The organism is Pandoraea pulmonicola, from assembly GCF_000815105.2.
Lineage (GTDB): Bacteria > Pseudomonadota > Gammaproteobacteria > Burkholderiales > Burkholderiaceae > Pandoraea > Pandoraea pulmonicola.
Genome location: NZ_CP010310.2, coordinates 4,394,631 through 4,415,148, shown reverse-complemented (window position 1 = coordinate 4,415,148; position 20,518 = coordinate 4,394,631). Strand labels below are relative to the sequence as shown.

Annotated in this window: 12 protein-coding genes; 7 read left to right on the top strand and 5 right to left on the bottom strand. The window is 60.3% G+C overall.

The features are described 5' to 3' along the window. Positions 1-57: 57 nt before the first annotated feature. Positions 58-1,905 (bottom strand): cytochrome c biogenesis protein DipZ, encoded by a 1,848-nt coding sequence (locus RO07_RS18805; RefSeq protein ID WP_039404829.1) that lies wholly within the window; start codon positions 1,903-1,905, stop codon positions 58-60. Between the two features lie 41 nt (positions 1,906-1,946). Further along, positions 1,947-2,534, bottom strand: coding sequence for a peptide-methionine (R)-S-oxide reductase MsrB (gene msrB, locus RO07_RS18800; protein ID WP_084072704.1), 588 nt, complete (start codon positions 2,532-2,534; stop codon positions 1,947-1,949). A 222-nt stretch (positions 2,535-2,756) separates the two neighbouring features. Between msrB and RO07_RS18795 the strand changes: the two genes are divergently transcribed. Together RO07_RS18795 and RO07_RS18790 are read left to right on the top strand one after the other, a co-directional pair. Continuing rightward, positions 2,757-3,488 (top strand): response regulator transcription factor, encoded by a 732-nt coding sequence (locus tag RO07_RS18795; protein ID WP_039404827.1) that lies wholly within the window; start codon positions 2,757-2,759, stop codon positions 3,486-3,488. Beyond that, positions 3,485-4,975 carry a sensor histidine kinase gene (locus RO07_RS18790; protein WP_039404825.1) on the top strand — a complete coding sequence of 497 codons (1,491 nt, stop codon included), beginning with the start codon at positions 3,485-3,487 and terminating at the stop codon, positions 4,973-4,975. Before RO07_RS18795 ends, RO07_RS18790 begins: the two co-directional genes overlap by 4 nt. Here the strand turns inward: RO07_RS18790 and RO07_RS18785 are convergent. Beyond that, positions 4,959-5,996: a hypothetical protein gene (locus RO07_RS18785; RefSeq protein ID WP_115089070.1), complete on the bottom strand. Its 1,038-nt coding sequence runs from the start codon at positions 5,994-5,996 to the stop codon at positions 4,959-4,961. The two genes, RO07_RS18790 and RO07_RS18785, sit on opposite strands and share 17 nt — an antisense overlap. 460 nt (positions 5,997-6,456) lie before the next feature. Next, on the bottom strand, positions 6,457-6,888 hold the full coding sequence (locus RO07_RS18780) for a hypothetical protein (RefSeq protein WP_147284615.1): 432 nt from the start codon (positions 6,886-6,888) through the stop codon (positions 6,457-6,459). 463 nt (positions 6,889-7,351) lie between these two features. Between RO07_RS18780 and RO07_RS18775 the strand changes: the two genes are divergently transcribed. The 4 genes from RO07_RS18775 (at position 7,352) to RO07_RS18760 (ending at position 17,670) form a co-directional block, all read left to right on the top strand. After that, positions 7,352-8,389: a lectin MOA-related protein gene (locus RO07_RS18775; RefSeq protein WP_039404821.1), complete on the top strand. Its 1,038-nt coding sequence runs from the start codon at positions 7,352-7,354 to the stop codon at positions 8,387-8,389. A gap of 33 nt (positions 8,390-8,422) precedes the next feature. Continuing rightward, positions 8,423-9,682: a hypothetical protein gene (locus RO07_RS18770; protein ID WP_039404819.1), complete on the top strand. Its 1,260-nt coding sequence runs from the start codon at positions 8,423-8,425 to the stop codon at positions 9,680-9,682. A gap of 29 nt (positions 9,683-9,711) precedes the next feature. Next, positions 9,712-14,886 carry an RHS repeat domain-containing protein gene (locus tag RO07_RS26625; protein WP_039404817.1) on the top strand — a complete coding sequence of 1,725 codons (5,175 nt, stop codon included), beginning with the start codon at positions 9,712-9,714 and terminating at the stop codon, positions 14,884-14,886. A gap of 435 nt (positions 14,887-15,321) precedes the next feature. Then, complete coding sequence (locus tag RO07_RS18760; RefSeq protein WP_039404816.1) at positions 15,322-17,670, top strand: hypothetical protein; 2,349 nt, start codon at positions 15,322-15,324, stop codon at positions 17,668-17,670. Positions 17,671-17,729: 59 nt separating this feature from the next. Here the strand turns inward: RO07_RS18760 and RO07_RS18755 are convergent, their stop codons facing one another. Beyond that, positions 17,730-18,857 carry a hypothetical protein gene (locus RO07_RS18755; protein ID WP_039404814.1) on the bottom strand — a complete coding sequence of 376 codons (1,128 nt, stop codon included), beginning with the start codon at positions 18,855-18,857 and terminating at the stop codon, positions 17,730-17,732. A gap of 745 nt (positions 18,858-19,602) precedes the next feature. Here RO07_RS18755 and RO07_RS26140 point away from each other — a divergent pair. Continuing rightward, complete coding sequence (locus RO07_RS26140; protein ID WP_157118217.1) at positions 19,603-20,301, top strand: hypothetical protein; 699 nt, start codon at positions 19,603-19,605, stop codon at positions 20,299-20,301. Positions 20,302-20,518: the final 217 nt, after the last annotated feature.

The following is a 20,518-nucleotide window of genomic DNA, read 5'->3' as shown; positions in this document are numbered from 1 at the left end:
GTGGGGTGGGCATTGCGTTGGCGTGGTGCTCACGATGCGCCTGCGTGGTATTCGCGTTCAGCCGAAGGTAAAGGCGTAGGCCGAGACCCCCGGGTCGAGAAACTCGATGCTGAAAGTCCGGTCGCGCACCTCGCCGCGTTGGCGCACCAGTTGATAGAGACGCTGCGAGGTCACAGTACCCGTCCCGTCGGCGGCGACGTCGGTGCCGTGCGCATCGCCGGGCGCTTCGCCATCGACGCTCACGCGAAAGCGCACGGGCTTGCCGCTGGCGTCCGGACCGAGCACGAGGTGCAGGTCGCGGGCATGGAAGCGATAGACGATGCGTGCGCCCGGCTGGGTCGCCGTGGCCTGCTCGGCCCCGACGCGCCAGCCGCCTGCCAGTCCCCAGGCATTGAGCGCGGGTGCGGCGGGCGCACGATAGTCGCTCGCCTGGTCGCGCACGGTGCCGCCGGGCGAGGCAAAGTTCTCTGCACGCGCGTAGCCGACGTAGGTCTCCGGCGAACGGACGTCACGCATGTCGGCCGCCTGCTGCACGCCGTCGGCCTGCACGTCGGCAATGCCGCTGGCGACTTGCCTGGCGCCCGCCTCACGCAGCAACTGCTGGATCACGCGCTCGGACTCGGCGTAGTTGCCTTCGCCGAAGTGGTGATAACGTACGCGGCCCTGCGCATCGACGAAGTAGTGCGCCGGCCAGTACTGATTGTTGAACCCTCGCCAGATGGCGTAGTTGTTGTCGATGGCCACCGGGTAGTCCACACCGAGATCCGCCACGGCCTTCTTCACGTTGCCGATATCGCGCTCGAACGCGAACTCCGGCGCGTGAACGCCGATGACCACGAGACCCTGGTCACGGTACTTCTGCGCCCAAGCCTTCACGTAGGGGAGCGTGCGCAGGCAGTTGATGCACGAGTATGTCCAGAAGTCGACGAGCACCACCTTGCCGCGCAACGCCTGCGTCGTAAGCGGCGGCGAGTTGAGCCATTGCACCGCGCCATCGAGCGAGGGCAGTCGCCCTTCCACGGGCAGCGGCGCGGCATCGCCGGCGGCGGTGCGCACCATGGCGTTGCTCGCGGCCGGCATGGCTGGACTATTGGTGGCGTTGGCGTTCATGTCGGCGCTGGCGTCAGCCGGGGCGTTGCCCAGCATCGCGTTCGCTGGATTGCGGCGTCCGCCCAGTTGTTCGACGAGCTTTTGCTCGATACCGCCTGTCGAGGCGGTCGATATCCGGGCAAGGACACCGGTGTCGAGGCCGAGGGCGATGGCGGCGACTCCGGCGAGCATCAGGCCGCCGAGCACGCGGCGAATCCACTCGCCGGCGCCCAGCGAGCGCTTCATGGCGGTGAACACGCGTCCGCCGACGAGCAGCGCCAGCGCCAGCGAGGTGGCGGCGCCGGCGGCATAGGCGATCAGCAGCAGCGTGGTGCCGATGCTCGCCCCTTGCAACGCCGCGCCCGTGAGCAGGAGACCGAGAATCGGCCCCGCGCACGGCGCCCACAACAGGCCGGTGGCGATGCCGAGCAGGAACGACGCGCCAGGGCGGGTGCCTGCGTCGGCCGCCTGGCTGCCGTCGTGCCGCGCCGATTGCGACAGACGGTCGCCCAGCGAGACGAGCGGGTGCGTGAGACGTTCGGCGAGCTTCGGGAACAGCAGGGTCGCGCCGAACAGTGCGACGAGCACGAGCGCCAGCCAGCGTCCGTACCGGTTCGCCTGCACCACCCAGTTGCCGCCCACGGCGGCGAGCGTGGCGACCAGCGCGAACATCAGCACCATGCCCGCGAGCATGGGCAGCACGCTGCGCGAAAACGACTGACCGGCGCGCGAGAAGACGAACGGCAACACCGGCAGTATGCATGGACTGACGATGGTCAGAATCCCGCCGAGGTAGGCCAGGATGAGCAAGGTCATGAAGCGCTCCTTGGGGCGTCGCCCTCTACGGACGACAGGGTTCAGGTGGTTTGCGGGTGGAATGTCATGGCCAGCCCGTTCATGCAGTAGCGCAGGCCGGTCGGCTTCGGACCGTCGTCGAAGACATGGCCCAGATGCCCGCCGCAGCGGCGGCAATGGACTTCGGTGCGAACCATGCCGAAGGTCCGGTCGGTGCGAGTGCCCACGGCATGCTCCAGCGGCGTCCAGAAGCTTGGCCAGCCGGTGTGGCTGTCGAACTTCGTGCGAGAGGAGAAGAGTGGTTGGGCGCATCCGGCGCAGGCGAAGGTGCCGGCACGGTGTTCGTCGTTGAGCGGACTCGAATACGGCCGTTCGGTGCCTTCCCGACGCAGGACCTCGTACTGCGCGGGGCTCAGGCGCCTGCGCCATTCGGCGTCGCTGTAGGCGACCTCGAAGTGCTCGTCGGCACGGGCGCCGTGGACGTTCTCGGCGCGCGCCGGCCGCACGAGACGCGGCACCAGCCCGGCCGTCACGGCGGCAGCGGCGGCCGTGGCGCCGAGCAGGAAAACGCGCCGCGACGGGCCAGCAGCGCCAGCGGGAGCGGTGGCCGCATGTGACGCTTCGGCCAAGTGGCGATCGGACAGCTTCATGACATCCTCCGGTGAGTGGGCGATCCGGCGTGGGGCGCGAGGCGGCTCACGGCCTGCAGCGGGAATCCGCCCCCGATCGCGCCCCGGATCGATGACTGAAGGGTAGTGTGCCGGCGGTGGCGAAGTCCTCACGTAAAATTAAACAATTCGTGATACCTCACGGTGCCCGAACTGCGCACAATGGGGCCTCCAAGACTCACTCTCCCGGGAGCCGTCCTGCCGATGGAATCGCCGCGCCGTGTTCTGCTCGTCGAAGACGACGTGCATATCGCCGATCTGCTCGCGCTGCATTTGCGCGATGAGCGCTTCGAAGTCGTGCATTGCGCCGACGGCGACGAAGGGTTGCGACGCCTCGCGGAAGGCGGCTGGGACGCGCTGATTCTCGACCTGATGCTGCCCGGCGTCGACGGCCTGGAAATCTGCCGCCGCGCGCGAGAGATGACCCGCTACACCCCGATCATCATCACGAGCGCCCGCTCCAGCGAAGTCCACCGGATTCTCGGACTGGAGCTGGGCGCGGACGACTATCTGGCCAAGCCGTTCTCGGTGCTCGAACTGGTCGCGCGCGTCAAGGCGCTGATGCGCCGGGTCGAAGCGCTCGCGCGCAATGCACGCATGGAGGCGGGGAGCCTCGCGATCGCCGGCTTGTTCATCGATCCGATCGCGCGCGAGGCGTCGCTGGGCGGCAAGCGTCTCGATCTCACGCCGCGCGAATTCGACCTGCTCTACTTCTTCGCGCGTCAACCCGGCAAGGTGTTCTCGCGCATGGATCTGCTCAACGCCGTGTGGGGCTATCAGCACGAAGGCTACGAACACACGGTCAACACCCACATCAACCGCCTGCGCGCGAAGATCGAGACGGACCCCGCACAACCGACGCGCATCCTCACGGTGTGGGGGCGTGGCTACAAGTTCGCGGCCGAGGGCCCGGGCGCCGATGCCGGAGCCGCATGATGCGCCGCTGGAATCTCTCTCTCACGCAGCGCCTGTCGCTCGTCTTCGCCATCCTGCTGCTGGTGTGCAGCGGCACGTCCGCCTGGATGCAGGTGCGCGCCAACCGCATGCATGAAGCCGAGGTGATCCAGGGGCTCTCGCGGGGACTCGCGGAGCACATCGCGGCCAACGCGCAGCTCATGGACGCGAACGGCATGAAGCCCGACGCCGTGCGGCGTCTCTTCGGTCAGTTGATGGTCGTCAATCCGAGCGTCGAGGTGTATCTGCTCGACGAACAGGGGCACATCACCGGGCACGCCGCGCCCGAGGGACGCCTGCGCCGCACGCGGATCGATCTGGCGCCGGTGCGCCGGTTGCTCGACGGCGAGGCGCTGCCGATCTACGGCGACGACCCGCGCAATGCCGAGGTGCGCAAGGTGTTCAGCGCGGCGCCCTTGCGGGTGGACGGCCGCGAGGTCGGCTACGTCTATGTCGTGCTGCTCGGTGAAGCGCATGATCGTTTCGCCGAGCGCGGGGCGACGAGCGTCGCGCTCAATACCGCGCTGTGGTCGATCGGCATGGTGGCGGCGCTGTGTCTGCTGGCCGGTCTGGCCGCGTTCGCGCTCATCACGCGGCCGTTGCGGCGATTGACCGACACCGTGCGCGACTTCGACATCGACGCGGCGCCGGCGCCGCTGCCCGCCATGTCGGCCGATGAGCTCGCGTCGCAGCAGGCGCGTCCGAACGACGAGATCATGGTGCTCGAACGCGCGTTCCGTCAGATGGTCGAGCGGCTCGGCGAGCAATGGCGTACGCTCACGCGTCAGGATCAGGAGCGGCGCGAGCTGATCGCGAATATCTCGCACGACTTGCGCACGCCGTTGTCGTCGCTGCACGGCTACCTGGAAACGCTATCGCTCAAGGACGCCACGCTCACGCCCGCGGAGCGGCGGCGCTACCTCGGCATCGCGCTCGATCAGAGTCGCAAGGTGGGGGCGCTCGCGCAATCGTTGTTCGAACTGGCGCGACTCGAGCACGGCTTCGTGCAGCCCGAGGCCGAGCCGTTTTCGGTCACCGATCTGATTCAGGACGTCTTTCAGAAATTCGAGCTGAGCGCCGAGTCGCGCGGCGTGGCGCTGCGCGCGAAGCTCGCGCCGCAAATTCCGGTTGCGCGGGCGGACCTGGGCCTCATCGAGCGGGTCTTCACGAACCTGCTCGACAATGCGCTGCGCTATACGCCACCGGGCGGCGAGATCACCGTGGCCGTGGCGCCGAGCGGATCGGAGATCGAGGTGCTGGTGAGCGACACCGGGCCGGGCATTCCCGAGAGTGCACGCGAAGGTCTCTTCGAGCGGCCGTTCACGGTGGGGGGCGCCCGCCGGGAAGGCGGGCTGGGATTGCGGATCGTGCATCGCATTCTGCAACTGCATGGGCGGCGCATCTCGCTGGTGGAGACGTCCGCCCAGGACGGGCAGGGGGCGACCTTCCGGTTTACTTTGCCGACGTAAGCTGGTTGTCGGCCGGGCGGGAGGCCGACGGAGCCGATTCGGACGTGGGTGTCGATGCCGATGGCGTGGAAGCCGTGTCCGGCGCCGGAGCGGAGGCCGGCGACGCCGCTGCCGGCGTCCCCCGATTCGTCGGGCCGGTCGTGGTGGGTGCGTTCGTCGCGCTGATTGGGGACGCGTCGAAGTAGGTCAGCTTGCGCACGAAGACGTTGGCGAACGGGTCGACCTTCTCGCCTGGTTCGGCGGGCGAGGTGATGACCACGCGCACGATGTTGCCGCGGCTGTCGTGCTTGTAGTGATATTCGGACACGTGACGCTCGCCGGTCTCGGCGTCGGTACGCGTGACGCGCGTCAGTTCGTGACGGGGCGAATACTCCGAAACCTCGTTGTCCCACGCGAGCGGCAGCCATTGGCCGTCGATGAACGCTGCCGCGCCGTTCTCGCGCACGATGCGGCTGCCGTCCGGCTTGCGCTCGACGCTGGCGAACGTCCGGTAGGACACGACTTTCGGCGCGGCACGCACCTTGCCGTCGGCCGTGACGACCTGACGTGCCTCGTTGGCCGCCTCCCACTGACGCGAGAGCGCGAAGCATTCGTCGTCGAACAGCCGCGTCTGCAGGCTGTCCGCGCGGCGATGGTGGACGCCGTTGGCGGCGGCGACGATGCGGCGCGTCCATTCGAGGTTGTCGCCTTCCTGACGCACCTGTTCCTTCCATGTGCCGCGTCGCGTGGCGCCGTGCACGACCCACGCGTTGTCGCCTTCCCAGTCCACGGGCGCACCGTCGATGCTGTGCAGGCGCCCGTCGGCGCTGTAGGTGTAGCGTCCGCGGTCGGTGCTCGCGAGCAGATGACCCTGGGGATCGAACTCCATCACGAAGCGGTTGCCGTTGTCTAGCGGTCCGACCTTGCCCGTGCTGCGATCGTAGCTGGCGATGAAGCGCGTTTCCTCGATGCGACGAACGCCGGCGGGGATGCCGCCGAAGTTGCGCATCAGGTCGTCCTCTTCACGCAGCGAGGTTTGCACGCACCAGGGCAGTGGGGCGAAAGCCCGCGGCGCTTCGGCGGTAGGTGTGGGATGGGGCGGGACACTCGCCGCGGCCGGCGACGCGGGCGCGCCCTGCGACGTGGCGCCTGGTCGAGGGCCGGCGCAACCGGCGAGGGCGGCGGCGAGCACGGCGAGTCCCCATGCGCCCCGCGAAGGTAGGACAGAAAGTACCGAAGAGACGGACGAAAGGAGTCGGACAGGTGAAGCAGACGTCATCGCAAGTGATTGCCTGAGCTATTTTCCCCCCCGATTGTACCGGCTCCGCGTGACAGGCCCGCCACGACAAGCGAGCCAGGCGGCGGAGGGCTAAATTTGCGGCGCCGCTCGGGGCCATTCTCGCAGGTCGCATGTCGCACCTTCAGGCATTGCATGATGGTCCCCGGCTGGTTTATGGCGCGGCCCGTGCAGGGCGATCGGCTGGGTGTTGGCGCTTGCGAAACTAAGTCCGAGCACTCACCAGCCGCCGCTTGATGCGGCGTATGAATCCCCAATGCCAAAGCCAGAGCACCAGGGCAAGTCCGCCTGCCCAGGAGCCGAGCACAGTAGGAATCAATGAGATGACTTGGGCCGAGCACCATCCCCAGCCGCTGGCCCGCCCAAAAGAGCGCAACCCGGCCAGCGCCGGGTGGGTTCGCGATTCCCGTTCCAGCGATTTGGAGACATGGGAGATGATGAAGAAGTCTTCGATGAAGTTGTACGGCAACAGGAACATCCACCAGACGCTGTTGGGCGCGGCCGTTCGAGCGGTCTCGGAGACCAATGTCAAGCCTTGTGCGCCGTGCTCGATGTCGAGATCCATTGACGTTGAACCGTTCGTTTCATCTCCTGACTGCGCATAGCCCGCACCACCAAACGTCGGCGCCGGCGGCATTGAGCGCTCCGCAATGGAAGCACCTCGGAGTCCGTCACCGTTGGTCGTGCGTTGGCTTCATTGCATTTCGCCTGCTCTGACGAAGGGGGAACGTCCAGATAATGGACGTAATGTTTCGATATGCGTACTAACAATCCGGATAGTTGGCTATGACCGGCGCATGTGGCCTCATGGTGATTCGGCGAGCATGTGTCTCGTTTGCCCCCTTGGGTTGGTGACGCGCCGCGGCCTGCTTTCTGTTCGATCTCATGCAGCGAGGGTGGTTTCCCGTCATTTTCGCCGCGTCCGGCACCCACCCGCGCGTATCAGGACATTTTGCACACGAGTCCAACCGCCAGGCAGCTCGACTCCAGCTCGTCGATGCCTAATCAATAACAGTGATTGCTTTCGATTTCTTGAATATCTGTTGCAAGTCTGTAAATCCCAGTTTTTTGTGTCCACTAAAAATACATGGAGTGGAAACATGAAAAAATCGACAACGAGCAAGACTGTAGTAAAAAAAGCAGCGCGTGATAAATATGAAACTGAAGGCGGGGCGCGGACGGTGAAAAATAAAATTGCCAAAGAAGGCGCCGTTGACATTGAAAAGGCGATGACATTCGTCGATCCAAAAAATGTCATCCCGGGAGAGCTTTATATCATCCTTTCGTTCGGATCGACCAGTGGCGATTGGGAGCGCGCGGCATTGGTCGGTGTAAGCGGAGAGGAGCGGGATATTCTAAATGCAATTATCTCCACCCCGGAATCCTACAATCGTGCGTGGATGCACGGTGTTAGTTTTGACAAGGCGCCTGTCGAAGCAAACCCGGCCTTCATGTATTTCGGAGCACTTGATGATGGCGTTCGCCTTTTGAAGAAAACCGGGAGTTCATCTCTTTTGCCCGCCAAGTGGTCGTCCAAGAAAACGATCGATGGATATGAGGCGTTAAGTGGGTACTTCAAAGACAACGTCTTTCATCATAGCGAGAAAGGAAATTCCGGACTTGATCTTCATTTGATGGCGGATGGAACGCCAGGTGCAGGCAGGACTGTCTGGTGGACTGGCAGCAATGGAAACTACACCAGCTTCTCCATCTTCAAGCTACTTTACGCAGAATCAACCATATACTCGCTGGTTTCCGACGCCTGGCCGAAAACCATAATAACAAACGCTTACGCAACGCGTCAGGATAGAAAATTCGTGGCAATGTTCGATAGTGTTGTGCAGGATATCTACAATAATTCTCCCCTGCCAAACATGGAGGAAAAAGGCGACATTATAAAAAGCGACGATCTGAGCTATGTGTTCAAGGCATACGCTTCAATGGATGCGTATGAGAATATAGAGAATGTCGCCTCTGGTTATGCCATCGGAATTTTGATAGGTCAAAATGGGAATCAAAGAGAGGCCGTGAATTTCTTTGTTGACTACCTTGGCGGTATCAAGCTTCTGGATCCAAAGACGGGGAATATCATGTCGCCATCCGACTGGAGTATGAAACCAAAATTCGTCCTGCTCTAAGCCACTCGTCATCGCAAAATTGGAGGTGATTTCATGAAGACGAAAACGACTGATTCCAACACAGGAACTTATGAGAACCCCAAGGCATGGGGTGATTCGGCCCAGACAGGCGATATTTTCATCGTTGGCGCCAGTGACAAGAGCCAGGACAATACCGTGGGGGACTATTTCATAGCCCAGTTCGACGGCCCGTCAAGCAGTCATCCCTTTCCCGGTTATGGGAAAAACGACAGTTACTGGCAACACGCATGGTCAACAACGCTGATCGAGCTTATTACCGAATCCGGCCTCGAAGAGGGGGCGATTTACGCAAACGGCCTGAATCAGATCGGCATTCTGGTTTTCATCACAGCGGAGGACGCCAATGGCAATGCTGTGCCGCTCAGCCAGGATGTGCTCGACAGGGTGCAACCGACTCTGCAACTCATCGACTATACGAGTGGTGATGCCCTCCCACAGGGATGGTCGTTCACAGATCAGGAAAACGAGTTCCATCATCTTCCTCATGCCATGGAGACTGCTTCTCAATCGTCCGATCTGGGCGATTCCGAGGAAAAATCCAGGTTCAAGCTCTATCTTTCCTGCTCCCCCACGCCGGCAGTTACCCCACTTACGATTGGCGCCCAGTTGACCATGGCCAGCGGCAAGACAGCGGCTTCCAGTCGGACGGATCCAACCGATCACTCATCTGTCGCGATCGAGACACTCCCCCCGAAACGCTACAACCTGACCAATATCACCGTCGATTCAAATAAACTCGGCGATATTACGCTTAGCACCGAAAACGGACGAATCACCGCAACCTATAGACAGTACGCAAGTTATTTGAAAATTACTGATGCGGGATTTTATATAGAAAAATATACCGTGACCAAAGGCAAGATGGCCTCCGCCCCATGGGTGGATCAATTTGGCCTCTTTCCAATGGCATCGTTCTATGCGTCATATATATGGGATCCCGATGCGGCTGTCGTGTTCTGCAGGGCCGTTATTGGTTATGCAAATAACGATTCAAACAGCCCGATTTGGGGGCAGGGAGTACTAAGTGATGGGGGCGAAAAAAACGGTGTTGGAATATATTACCTGTTACTTCCTGAAATAACGCTCGGTGCCGTCAATTTTCCCCCGACTATATTCGAGGATACGCAGGTAAGCATATACGATCAGTATGGAAACAGCGATTTGTTTACTGTTGTCTTCAACGGGGGAAACGGGCTGCTTTCCGTGAAAGCGGGGGCTAATCCCAGTTGGGATCCGTCCGGGACCGGAACTTTCCCGACCATCGTGAACTAGTTTGACGGATCATTTCCGAGGAAAGTGAAATGGGCACTCCGACGAACAACACGCCTCCTTTTTTTACCCAGGCCAACAACTTCGTTGGTGCTGTTGCCGGCGGCGTCGATCCCCGCACGGGAATCTACAACCTCAGTCTTCCCCTCGGCCGTCTTCTGGGCAATGGGGGGCGAGGTCCGGTCGTGCCGATTCAAATAGGCTATAGCCCGCTCTCCGCTTTGCTTGTGCCGGACATCGTCGCCAACAAGGGGTTCGGCAAGGGCGTCGCCCTCGGCTTCACTTCCTATGACAGGAGCAGTGGGCTACTGTCGCTGTCCACCGGGCAGCAAATCAAGGTTCGCGAACTCGATAGGGTCGAACAAGTGCTGCTGCAGCACAAGTTGTTGGATCTTCGCTTCGAAAAGTACGAGAAAGACCATCAGGATCCACGCTATGGCGACTGTTATAAGGTGATCCACAAGTCCGGCGAGGTCGAGGTCCTTTCCGGTCCGGCCAAGGCGGCTTCCGTCAAGGTGCCAACCAACCTCCTGAGTGTGGCTGGCCACATGATGACCTTGAGTTGGGATTTTTCGGTCAATCCACCCAAGCTCCTCGCGGTCAACGACGCCAGCAGCACTTTACTGACTATCGACTACCGGTCGGCCGAGACGGTGCTGCGCTTCTTCCCGGACCAACCTGAGGAAGCGTACGACGTCGAACTATCATTCAGTGGCGCGCTGCTCACCAGGGTCAGGAATCTGTGTCTCGGCCCCGATACCCCTCTCGACTGGGACCTGGAATACGAGTGGGTCTCCGATGTCTGGGGAGACTGGTTAGCCCAGGTGAGTGCGCCCGGGGGGCTGGTCGAACGCGCCTCCTATTACAAAGACGGTCGAGGGAATCGTTTTCCGGATTCGGCCGGACTTCCCGCGCTGCCAACCGTCTATCGTTTCAACCGATACTCCGGACCGACGCAAGGCCGGCAGCAAACGGAAGCCCCGCCTTTACAAGTCGAATTCACCTATACGAGTCATAACTTCCTGGGTTATCAATCCGGCGTCGACTGGAAGAACGATCAAGATAACCTTTATGGCGTGCGGACGAACTATCGGTACGGTTCCACCGAAACCTGGGAATGTCAGGGGAAAACGACCAGGATCAATCGGAGCTACGATAATTTCCATTTGCTCGTCGAGCAAAGCACTCAATGCGGCAGCACTGTTTCGACGAAGGAAATATCATATGGCGCGATCGTGGGGCAAGCGTTCGAAGATCAGCCGGCTTATTTTCAGTTGCCCGTTGCGCACAAGGTCACCTGGCGCGATGCTTCCCGCTCGGCTTCGCAGGAAATTCGCTATGCGTGGGACGATTGGGGAAATCAGCTTCATCGAGCCGGCAAACGTACCGATAGCGATGGCGTAATCACGGAAGGTCCTGCAAGCGAGTGGGTCTATTACGATGAGCACGGCGAGACTGGATGTCCCCCGGCGCCCTCTGCGATGCGATGCTTCATAAAGTCGATCACCGCGACGCCGGCGCCTTCCGCTTATTCCGACACCCCGACGCAGCAGATTCAATACCGATACGATCAATGCCCCTCGGGGGGAAACGGCATCGATTCGCTTGTGCTGAGAACCGAAGAATCTCACACCAACATCTACCCGCCGCCGTCGGATGTATCGGGGTCGGCCGATGTCCGTTTGCTGTCCAGGCAAACGTTCACTTATGCTCAGGACGCGATCAACGCGGGCCGACTGCTCAGTCAAGTCTTCACGCATTATCCGGATAACGATGCGGGCCACGCCTACACCTGGACGGAGACCCTCGACAGCGCCGACGACGCTGATCGCCACGGCGCCCTCCTGTTCACCTATACGTTCAGTGCCTACGATAAATTGCGCTGGACAACGCAATCGCAATATTCGAAGTTCACCGGGCGTCTGTGGAAACAGGTCGATGCAAAGGATCGCGTGACCACTTACGACTATGATGGGCTGGGCCGGGTCACTGCCGTGACCGCGAATCCGGGAACGGCGTACCAGAACGTCACAACCTACGAGTATGCGTTGAGTGATGGACTGGAGGAATCTTTCCTCGTCACGGTAACCGACGCCCTCCATAACAAAACGCGTCATGGCCTGGATGGTCAGCACAGGCTGCTTTACACGGATATAAATGACGTCGATGGTTCCGCGCAGGAGGACACTTGGCATCAGACGAGCCTCCAGTTCTACGATGAACTCGGCCGCCTGGCCGAAGCGATCGATTTTGACTATTGGGGCGCCACGCCGACTCGGGATCAGACCAGTTCGCTGGGGGGCTCCGTCGAGTATGACGATTGGGCGCAGATTTCGAGCGTCGCCTTCAACTATGACAACGGGACGATTCGGCATATCGGGATTTCCGACCCGATCGCGCTGACGCAACGGGTGTATCGCCAAGGCAAGAGCATGGCCACTGGCCGCCAGGAAAGCCGTACCAACCCGGGCGGGGTGCCCATCGAGATAAAACGTTATACCGTCAAGGATGCCCTCACGCCTTACAGTACCCGCTCGATGGCGTATGACGGGCTATATCGGTTGCGCGGCGTGACCGACGAACTGGGCCATACCGTGACTTATCGCTACGACGACTGGAATCGTGTTGACAAGGTAACGCTGCCTGATCAGACAGTCGTGTCGTACCAATATAGCCCCGACTCTCCGGCTACCCAGCCTACCGCCATTGCGATCAATGGCGCCGTGTTGGGGACGCGGCAATTTGACGGTTTGGGACGTTTGACCGGCGCGAAGGTTGGAGGTCGGGGTTGGCAATATGCCTACGCCACGGACGCGGACCGTCGCCCATCGCAAATCTCGACGCCTGATGGCGTCAAGCGGACCTACGCCTATGTCCCTGAACTCGGCGACGCCCTCGCGTCGGTGTCTACGGCGCCACTGGCCGCCGCCCCGATCGAAGCTCTCTCCCAGCAGTTCGAATACGAGCCACACACGGGGCTGCCCACCGCAGCGACCGCCGGCGCCGCGAAGATCCAATTTACCACCTATGCCTCGGGGCGTCTGAAAAAGCAGGCATTCGACTTCGACGGCAATACGCGCGAGATGTCCTACTCCGCCTACACGGTGGACGGTTCCTTGCGCGGCTATGTCCACGTGGATGGGGCCAGGCGCGACGTCGCCTGGGATGCCAACGATCGCGTCAGGCAGATCGCGGACGATGCCGTGAAGGTCGATGGCATCGTTCGTGACGACCTGAACCGGGTACGGAGTTGGATCACCTATGACCAGACGGGCACGCATGCCATTCAGACCACCATCGACGAACTCGATGATTTCGGGCGCGAGACGCTGCGCACCGTCCAGGACAAAAGCAGCGGGCTGACTTGGCAGATTCGCCAGGATTGGAACGTTCTGGACCAAGTCACCGCGCGCACCACCCTGCGCAACGGCGCGGCCTATCGGACGGAAGCCTTCGACTATGACAACCGCAATCGGCTTGTGAAATGGTCGTGCGCTGGAAGTGGCGCGCCTTGTGATCGCTACGGTCAGGCGATGGCAGCCCAGACCTTTACATTCGATGCCTGCAGCAACATCACATCGATCGTCACATCGTTCACCGATGGGCAGCAAAACCGTGCCACCTTCTCCTACGACGATCCGGGCGATCCCTGCAAACTGACCCAGGTGTCCAACACGCATCCCCGCTATCCCGCAGTCGCGGTGCTCAAATACGACGCCGCCGGCCGGATCATCGACGACGGGATGGGGCTTCGGCTTACCTACGATTCGCTCGGTCGCGTAGCCGCCGCGCACAACATGAATACGCAGCGTCGAAGCACATATGCCTATGACGCCCTGAATCGCATCTACAGGCGAACGCAAGACAATCACCCGGATGCCACGCTATTTTTCTACGACGGTGGGCAGCTTCTTAATCTCGAGGAATCGCAGCGGCATACCCGTCTTATTCCCGGTGTAGCCGGAATGCAGGCGCAGTATTCCGCCTCCTCAGCCCAGAATGGCGGCGCCGTCTGGCTGTTGAGTACCGACGACATGGGCTCGGTGCTTAGCGTCAGCGATGGCCGGTCGATCGAGGAGCATCGCTATGGTCCCTATGGGCAAGAAGTCGAGACCGATGGCGAGCCGATTTCCGTCCTGGCCTACAACGGCCAATGGCGCGATCCGGTGCTGGAGGGCTACGCACTTGGCAATGGTTACCGCCTCTTCCTGCCTGGCCTCGGCCGCTTTAATGCGCCCGACGCCTATAGCCCGTTTGGTGCTGGCGGTTTTAATTCCTATGCCTACTGCTCGGGCGATCCCATCAACTACAGCGACCCGACTGGACACTTTGGCTGGGACGATTTATGGGACTTTACTAATAAGCTCAGCGATTTTCTGGGCGGTCTGCCCAGCCCGGAGCAAATTCTCAAGGAGGGCGAGATCGTATCTGAGCTCGCCGACGTGAGTCCATCCGCCGGGCTCTGGATAACTGCCGGCATGGAATTTGCGCTGGCCGTTGGCTCTTTTATCCCTGGTGAGGATCTGCTGGCGATTGGCGCCAGAGCCGGATTAAGGACGTCACTAGAATTTATTCCCAAAATCACAGAAAAGGTTGTAGCAGCAACAACAGTTACCGATGACGCCTTTTACCATTTCGGAAACAAAATCTACGAATTTTCCGGACGCATCGTTGGAGGCGCCGAGCATCGGCTCAATTTTTCGGGACGACCACATGGGAGAGGTTTGCACGATGCCCCAGGCCCAAGCTGGCAACCTCAGGGCGGCGAACTTGACCGCTTGGCTCCCTATAGGACAGGCCTGGGCCGCAGGACGATGACTCCGGAGGCCTGGTATCGCGGGGAGCGTGCTGCCGGCCGCCTCGTTGAGGCGACCGATGAGGACGGGACCGATATTGCATTGATCTGGACTCGTCCGCGCGGTCGGACCGGCAGTGAGAAAAGCCAGGATGTGCGCATGTTAACCAGATTGGGTTTTGAGCCTGTGGGCGAGCGCGGTGCTGGTGGTGTGTGGCGGTTAAGAACACAAGGCTTGGACAGGGGGAGATTTTTGCACGCGTACGAAAATTGGGGAGAAGGGAGTCCTGTTGTTGCCGCAGGCAATAAGGGGGCGTCTACGTCTGAGATACGGACCCGTTGGCTGCAACGATGGGAAGAGCGCCTCGTGCAATACCGAAGTGGGGCTCGCGTGTTTCGTCCTTGGGAGTGAACCGCCCGGTGAAAAGGGGGGCGCCAGTTGAAACACAAAATGATCGTTGATGCGCTTCTTCCCTGGGTGAAAGTCAGCACATGGGACTCAAGCTGTACGGGATTGGGCTATGACGCTCGATCCATTGGTCGACTACACATAGCTCTCAACAGGTCTCCCGGTATGAACCATCGAGTGGGCTTGCTCAGGAATGACGCACTTGGATGGATCGCGATCGACGAAGACGGCCGCACGTGGACCACGACTCGCGGTCTGCACGGGATCGATCGACTGGCCATCGACACGTACGTCGCCAGTGGTTGGCGGTCGCTGCCATCATTCTGCTGGTGTTTGTCGGCGTCGTCGCGTACTACTACATCTTCAACGTACCGTCGGCAAATCGGTAGCCCATCGGAAATGCACTCTCTCGGAGCCCCCTCTGTAAGGTGAGATGCGATGAAAGAGCATGTGCTGGTGGAGTCAGAGCAAGCGAAGCGCCTTGACGACCCTCGTGCCGAGTTCCGCACGACGCATGGGATCGAGGACAACCGCCCGGCCTCCAGCACGCATGCGCGGATGCAGGACCTGCTGCACGGCGGCCGGCGGACTCTGCAATTTCAGGCGCTGCAGCGGGTTATCAGCGATTCCGCACCAGACGTCGCGAAGGAGGGGCGCGCAGTGCCCGATGGGCGGGGGGTGGTACAGCGCGTTATCTTTATCGGGCGCTCGCCCAATCGGGTGATGCCCGAATCCCCGATCGTGGCCGAAGTTGCACGGCTTGCTCAAGCCGACGCGCCTGATGAGGCTGCGCGGATCATCGCTACCTTCGACGAATGGATCAAGTCTCGCAGCCTCTGGCAGCGATTCGGTGATGCTGCCGCCGTCGTCAGAGCAATTCGGGCCTCGTTTGAGGGCGGGGCGGGCTTGGGGAGCTTCTCTTCTTCGGCGCGGGGAGAACGTGGCGGGGGATCGGGAGGGCGACGGCCTGTGAGGCAACCCGAAAGGCGACTGGAACGCAGGAGCGGAGCGCTTTCCGGCGCACGACCTGCTGTGTCCAGCCAAATCGGCGCGCCTGTTCGACTTGTACAGGTTCCTCCGCGCGACGCGCTCCGATTGCCCGACACGCCGTTGCTGGAGCAGGCTGCCGACGAACCGGAACGAATCGGCCGCGAGGAAGAGGCCGGCGAACCCGTCATACCCCTGGCGGTTCCGTCGGGCGACGATCACTCACAGGACGCCAGTGATCGGTCGGTGGCATCGCAGTCCGCTGCGCCGCGCCCAGATATTGCCAGTCAGATTCGAACGGAGTCTTCGACGCACATCGGTTTCGAGATCGAGATCGGGCGCGTCTACTATTTTCCGGTAACCGTCCGGCCAACGCTCCAGCTGTTGTTGAACCGGACGCTTGCGAGATATGCGATCCCTGAGCCGCCTTCCCAGGCGCGTGGGCGCCCAATACGGCGGGCGGTGCTGGAAGTGCTGCTGGACGACATCAAAACGGTTGGCGATAGACTCACGGCACAGGTAGAGTTCCGGACATCGCCACTCCAGTTTGGCCGTGTGAACAGTAAGCTGTCGACGCAACTGCGCTCCGCCATCAGGAATTTCCCACCGCACATGTTGACCAATGGGGCCGCGGAGGCAGCCGGAGGCTGGCAGCCAACGAATGTACTGCGCGAATACGCCTCGCAATTGACGGAGGGTGTCCCGGAGCAGTCGAGATTCTCTGCCGCGTCTCTGGGCGCGTTGGCGCAGCACGCCACGACTTCGATTGAACTTGCTGCGTTTGGCCAGCTCGACAGGGGGAGTCAAGAACTGCTATTCCCCCGGGGCGGCGGTGTCGAAAGCAAGCAGGCGCTCTTGAATACTCTCCTGGACCTGACGCGCGGTGATCGCCATCGGGTGGATGCCTCGACTGGTGGCCGCAATTCTGCCGGAGCCACTGTCAAGACACCCGTCGAGTCGCTTCTGGCCGCGGATCCGGCATTGCGCGCGCCGTCCGACGCCGCCCAGTCAGGTAGCGTGACGGTCGATGGCACAACGAATCATCCGTACTTACCCTTTGACGAGGCAGTCGATCGAATCCGGAGCGCAGGGAAATTTCCTGCGCTACAAGGGCAGGACGGATTGGGTTATCGAGCGATTGCGGAGAAGCTCCAGCCGCCACTCAAGGACACGGTGTCCGGCGAATTGAGAGTATTGGTCGAACATCGGAGCGGTGGACTGGTCAGCGCCGTGAATGCGGCACTCAAGGGGGATGGCACATCGTTGCGTCGCATCGCTGATGCGGCGCGACTCCAGGACATACAAAGGCGGGCTCCCGAGGACGCGTCGGCACGTGAGCCGACAGCAATCACGAGGTCGACGGCGCGAAGCTCGGCCAGAAGGAGGTCGTCACCAACAGCGGCTACGTCGTCTGCAACGGATTCTCGCACGGGAGAAGGCGTGGCTTTAGACCGTCGGCCGCCCCTCGTTCGGCCGGCTCGATCGACAACTGTCAGGGGATTGGTACGGATTCATAGCAGTGGAGTCGAATGGGCAATTCGACGAGGTACGTTCAGTGCGGAATTTTTGCAATTCCGGGATCGGCGTGCATCCGCCTTGCAGGCGTTGAAACGGCTCGGGCTTTCTCGTCAAGAAGCGGATGTCATCGATAGCGAACTGAACCGTGCGTTTGCGCGCGCCGGCCCGGCAGCGGCCGGGGACCATCCCACGCCAGAAGTCCAGGAGCAGATATTTGATGCCGTCGCCGGCGGTATCGGCCAGCATCTTTGGGCGCTGTTGCGCTACGCAAACGGCGGATGATGGTGCCGAGTGGCAATCGGTTCTTACTTCGGATTCTGCGTCTGTCACGTCGTCACGCGCTAGCCGCCGAGATAGTCAGCGTCGAGATCGCCCGCCGTCCGATAGTGGTGGAGCACCTCGGGGGGCATTTTGCTCGCAACATGGTTTGCATTACCCGGATACCGTTCGGCGAACACCGCGTAGACGAAGTTCGCCTCGTGCAATTCGCCGGCCTGGAACAGGTCAGTGATCGTCTCGAGCACGGCGTCGGAGACGTCTTCACCGGAATTCTTCGCACGAAGTTGAATGTCGGCGATTACATCGCGGGCTTTGGACAGACGGGTGGCCAGATCAAGTGTGGCATCGGAGCGCAGCAAGGATTCACGCGAATATTCTGCACGAAGACGAAGGGCAGCTAGCGAGTTGCCGGTCGGAAACGGCCCAAAGCCATGTGATTGGACGGTTTCACTAGGAGGGAGCGGTGTGTCCGGCGCATTGTTGCGCATGATATCGCTGGCAAAGATCAACAGGTTCTCGGCATTCCGAGCCGCCCGTACACCGGTGTCCTCGTCTCCCGTCATTTGAAAGATCATGTGCTCGACTGTCTCACTAATTTCACGAGCGAAATCGCCTTGGACGTCATTTTCGGGCAGGCCAATGAGCTTCAGGGCATGGAGCAGGCTGGGCGTCAGGTTCAGAAACCTCTCCTGGGCCTCGAGCACCGCATCGGCGTTCCTGTCCGATTCTGGCAACGATAAGGTTTCTGCCGCGAAATGATGAAACTCGGAGACAACATTCTGGCCGTCGTAGTGCATCGAACAAAGCAGGCGGGATCTGTCCTCTAGATCGAAGGGGGGGAGGTTCGCCATGGTGTCTTCCGTAGCAGCGTGACACGAGATATCAAAATCCCCTATTCGGAAAACGGGCGGGTCATTGTCGGAGATCCGCCAAGTCAACGAGTCTTGCCGTGCAGGCGCGACATACCGTTTAAGTTCAGAAAACGAGGACAGTTGCTGTGCCAGCGTGTCCGAGTGAGCGAGGCGAAAAAGCGCGACCTTGGCAGCCTCGGTTTTGGTGCCAAGAAACCAGTCGGCGATTTTTCCCCATAGACTGACCACATCTTTCTCGCGCTGGGCGGTCACGCTTGCATGAATATCAACTTCGCTGATTGAGCGAGAGAACCAGCTTCCACTGATACAAATGTCCATACGTTCAGGTGGCGAAAACGAATCGCTTCTCGTGCTGAGTGATTAATGAGAGTCCGCATATGCCGGTCGATTACCCCAGCCCGGCGACATCAATGATGTCCTGTTGTTGAACATACGGCTTGCACAAAACGATCATAGGCGGTCAGACGGGGACGCCCGGGCGTTGTGGCCATTGGATTGGCAGCTTGCGTCCGCAAAGGCTTTTCCGCCAGCACCTGTCGGCGAACATTGAACTCAAAATTCTTACAACTTTAAACTATCGGGTATTCGGATCTTGTTGCGTTGAATTTTCGTTGATTCTCAAAAGATGGAGCGTCCGCTGAACACGGAGTTTTACGTTGGTTTCGACCTAAACTGCCTACAGTTCAATGACTATTGACACGGTGCTTTCCTATCAATATTGATAGCTTTAATTTACGTCCTCATTGTATAAATTTCATCGAATAGAGAATGATATGAAATGCCGTCTAACCCGGTGGTTTCATGCAGACGATGTCTGAGGCTCATGTAGTCGGATTCGGTGTGAGGGCACTCGTGCGGGTCTTTCACAAGGCCGAGAGCGCTAGAACGCCATCCGGTCAACTGTGGCGACACGGCTGCTCAGCCGCACTCGGAGGCTGCGGCGGGCTGCTACGAAACTACTCTTGTCCGCGTCGTCGGGATTAGCCAAACGAAATAAAAGCGACCAGTGACGCCAGGGGCAAGGTATCAAACTGCATCAACCCGAGTAAGCCAATATTGAACTATGGAGACCGAAATGCGCCTAGCAATACACTCGATACCCAAAATTGGTGCAAGACGCACGTCATTTGTTACGGCTGCGTTCTGGATGACCATATCGGCACTCTCACTTTTCTTTGTGGCTATGAACACGGCCGGGGCGGCAGGCGCAGCGGGTAGCGCGGCCACGTCGCAAAAGAAAGCAGCAGAAAGAACGATAGAATGGGGATCACAAAGGCCTGATGGACTCATGCCCTGCGTTCGCAAAAGCAATGACTCAACTGCGTCGGCCGATCTTAAGAAAATACCTCCTGGCAACAAATCAGGAAATCATGTCATCACCATCCATAACTGCGAGGGAAATAACACATTGACCATCATTCGTACTGATCGTCAATGCATGTGGGGTTTTGGACCTTACCAAATTACCCTGCCTCCCAACCAGCAATATCAATTCACTATGGAAGATAGTAACAATTACACTTATGGGTGCGATGGGGCAGATAAGTGGGTGGCTTGGAGCGTCACCGCTTCGAACGGGGCGGTAAGTGGTTTCAGATGGATTCATTCCAAATCTCCCGGCAGATGGTCGTCGCAGATTGAGGACAACGACACAGGCGCTTCTGGCAAGGTTCAGGAAGCGACTTGTGATGGGCAGGTTTGTTTAAACACGTGGGTCCCCGCGGATTCCGGGACACCGCAGGTTACTGTCTACTTTCAATGAAAACATACAAATCGCCTTTGCCACACGAAAGACATATTTTCACTGTCGACGCAGTGGGCCCGCACAAGCGCGTGCACACGCTTTCTTTCATATCGCCCGCGGGATCTGCTCGACCACGTCGCAGACACGTTCAACAGCGTGTCGCGGGTGCATATGATCGTGGAACACCGCAGTAGGGGAGTGCATAAAGCGGACGGTAGGGGGGAGCATCGCATCT

Coding starts and splice junctions, on each gene's coding strand:
- RO07_RS18805 (WP_039404829.1), bottom strand. CDS start 1,905: ATGACCTTGCTCATCCTGGCCTACCTCGGCGGGATTCTGACCATCGTC.
- RO07_RS18795 (WP_039404827.1), top strand. CDS start 2,757: ATGGAATCGCCGCGCCGTGTTCTGCTCGTCGAAGACGACGTGCATATC.
- msrB (WP_084072704.1), bottom strand. CDS start 2,534: ATGAAGCTGTCCGATCGCCACTTGGCCGAAGCGTCACATGCGGCCACC.
- RO07_RS18790 (WP_039404825.1), top strand. CDS start 3,485: ATGATGCGCCGCTGGAATCTCTCTCTCACGCAGCGCCTGTCGCTCGTC.
- RO07_RS26625 (WP_039404817.1), top strand. CDS start 9,712: ATGGGCACTCCGACGAACAACACGCCTCCTTTTTTTACCCAGGCCAAC.
- RO07_RS18770 (WP_039404819.1), top strand. CDS start 8,423: ATGAAGACGAAAACGACTGATTCCAACACAGGAACTTATGAGAACCCC.
- RO07_RS18780 (WP_147284615.1), bottom strand. CDS start 6,888: ATGCCGCCGGCGCCGACGTTTGGTGGTGCGGGCTATGCGCAGTCAGGA.
- RO07_RS18760 (WP_039404816.1), top strand. CDS start 15,322: ATGAAAGAGCATGTGCTGGTGGAGTCAGAGCAAGCGAAGCGCCTTGAC.
- RO07_RS26140 (WP_157118217.1), top strand. CDS start 19,603: ATGGAGACCGAAATGCGCCTAGCAATACACTCGATACCCAAAATTGGT.
- RO07_RS18775 (WP_039404821.1), top strand. CDS start 7,352: ATGAAAAAATCGACAACGAGCAAGACTGTAGTAAAAAAAGCAGCGCGT.
- RO07_RS18755 (WP_039404814.1), bottom strand. CDS start 18,857: ATGGACATTTGTATCAGTGGAAGCTGGTTCTCTCGCTCAATCAGCGAA.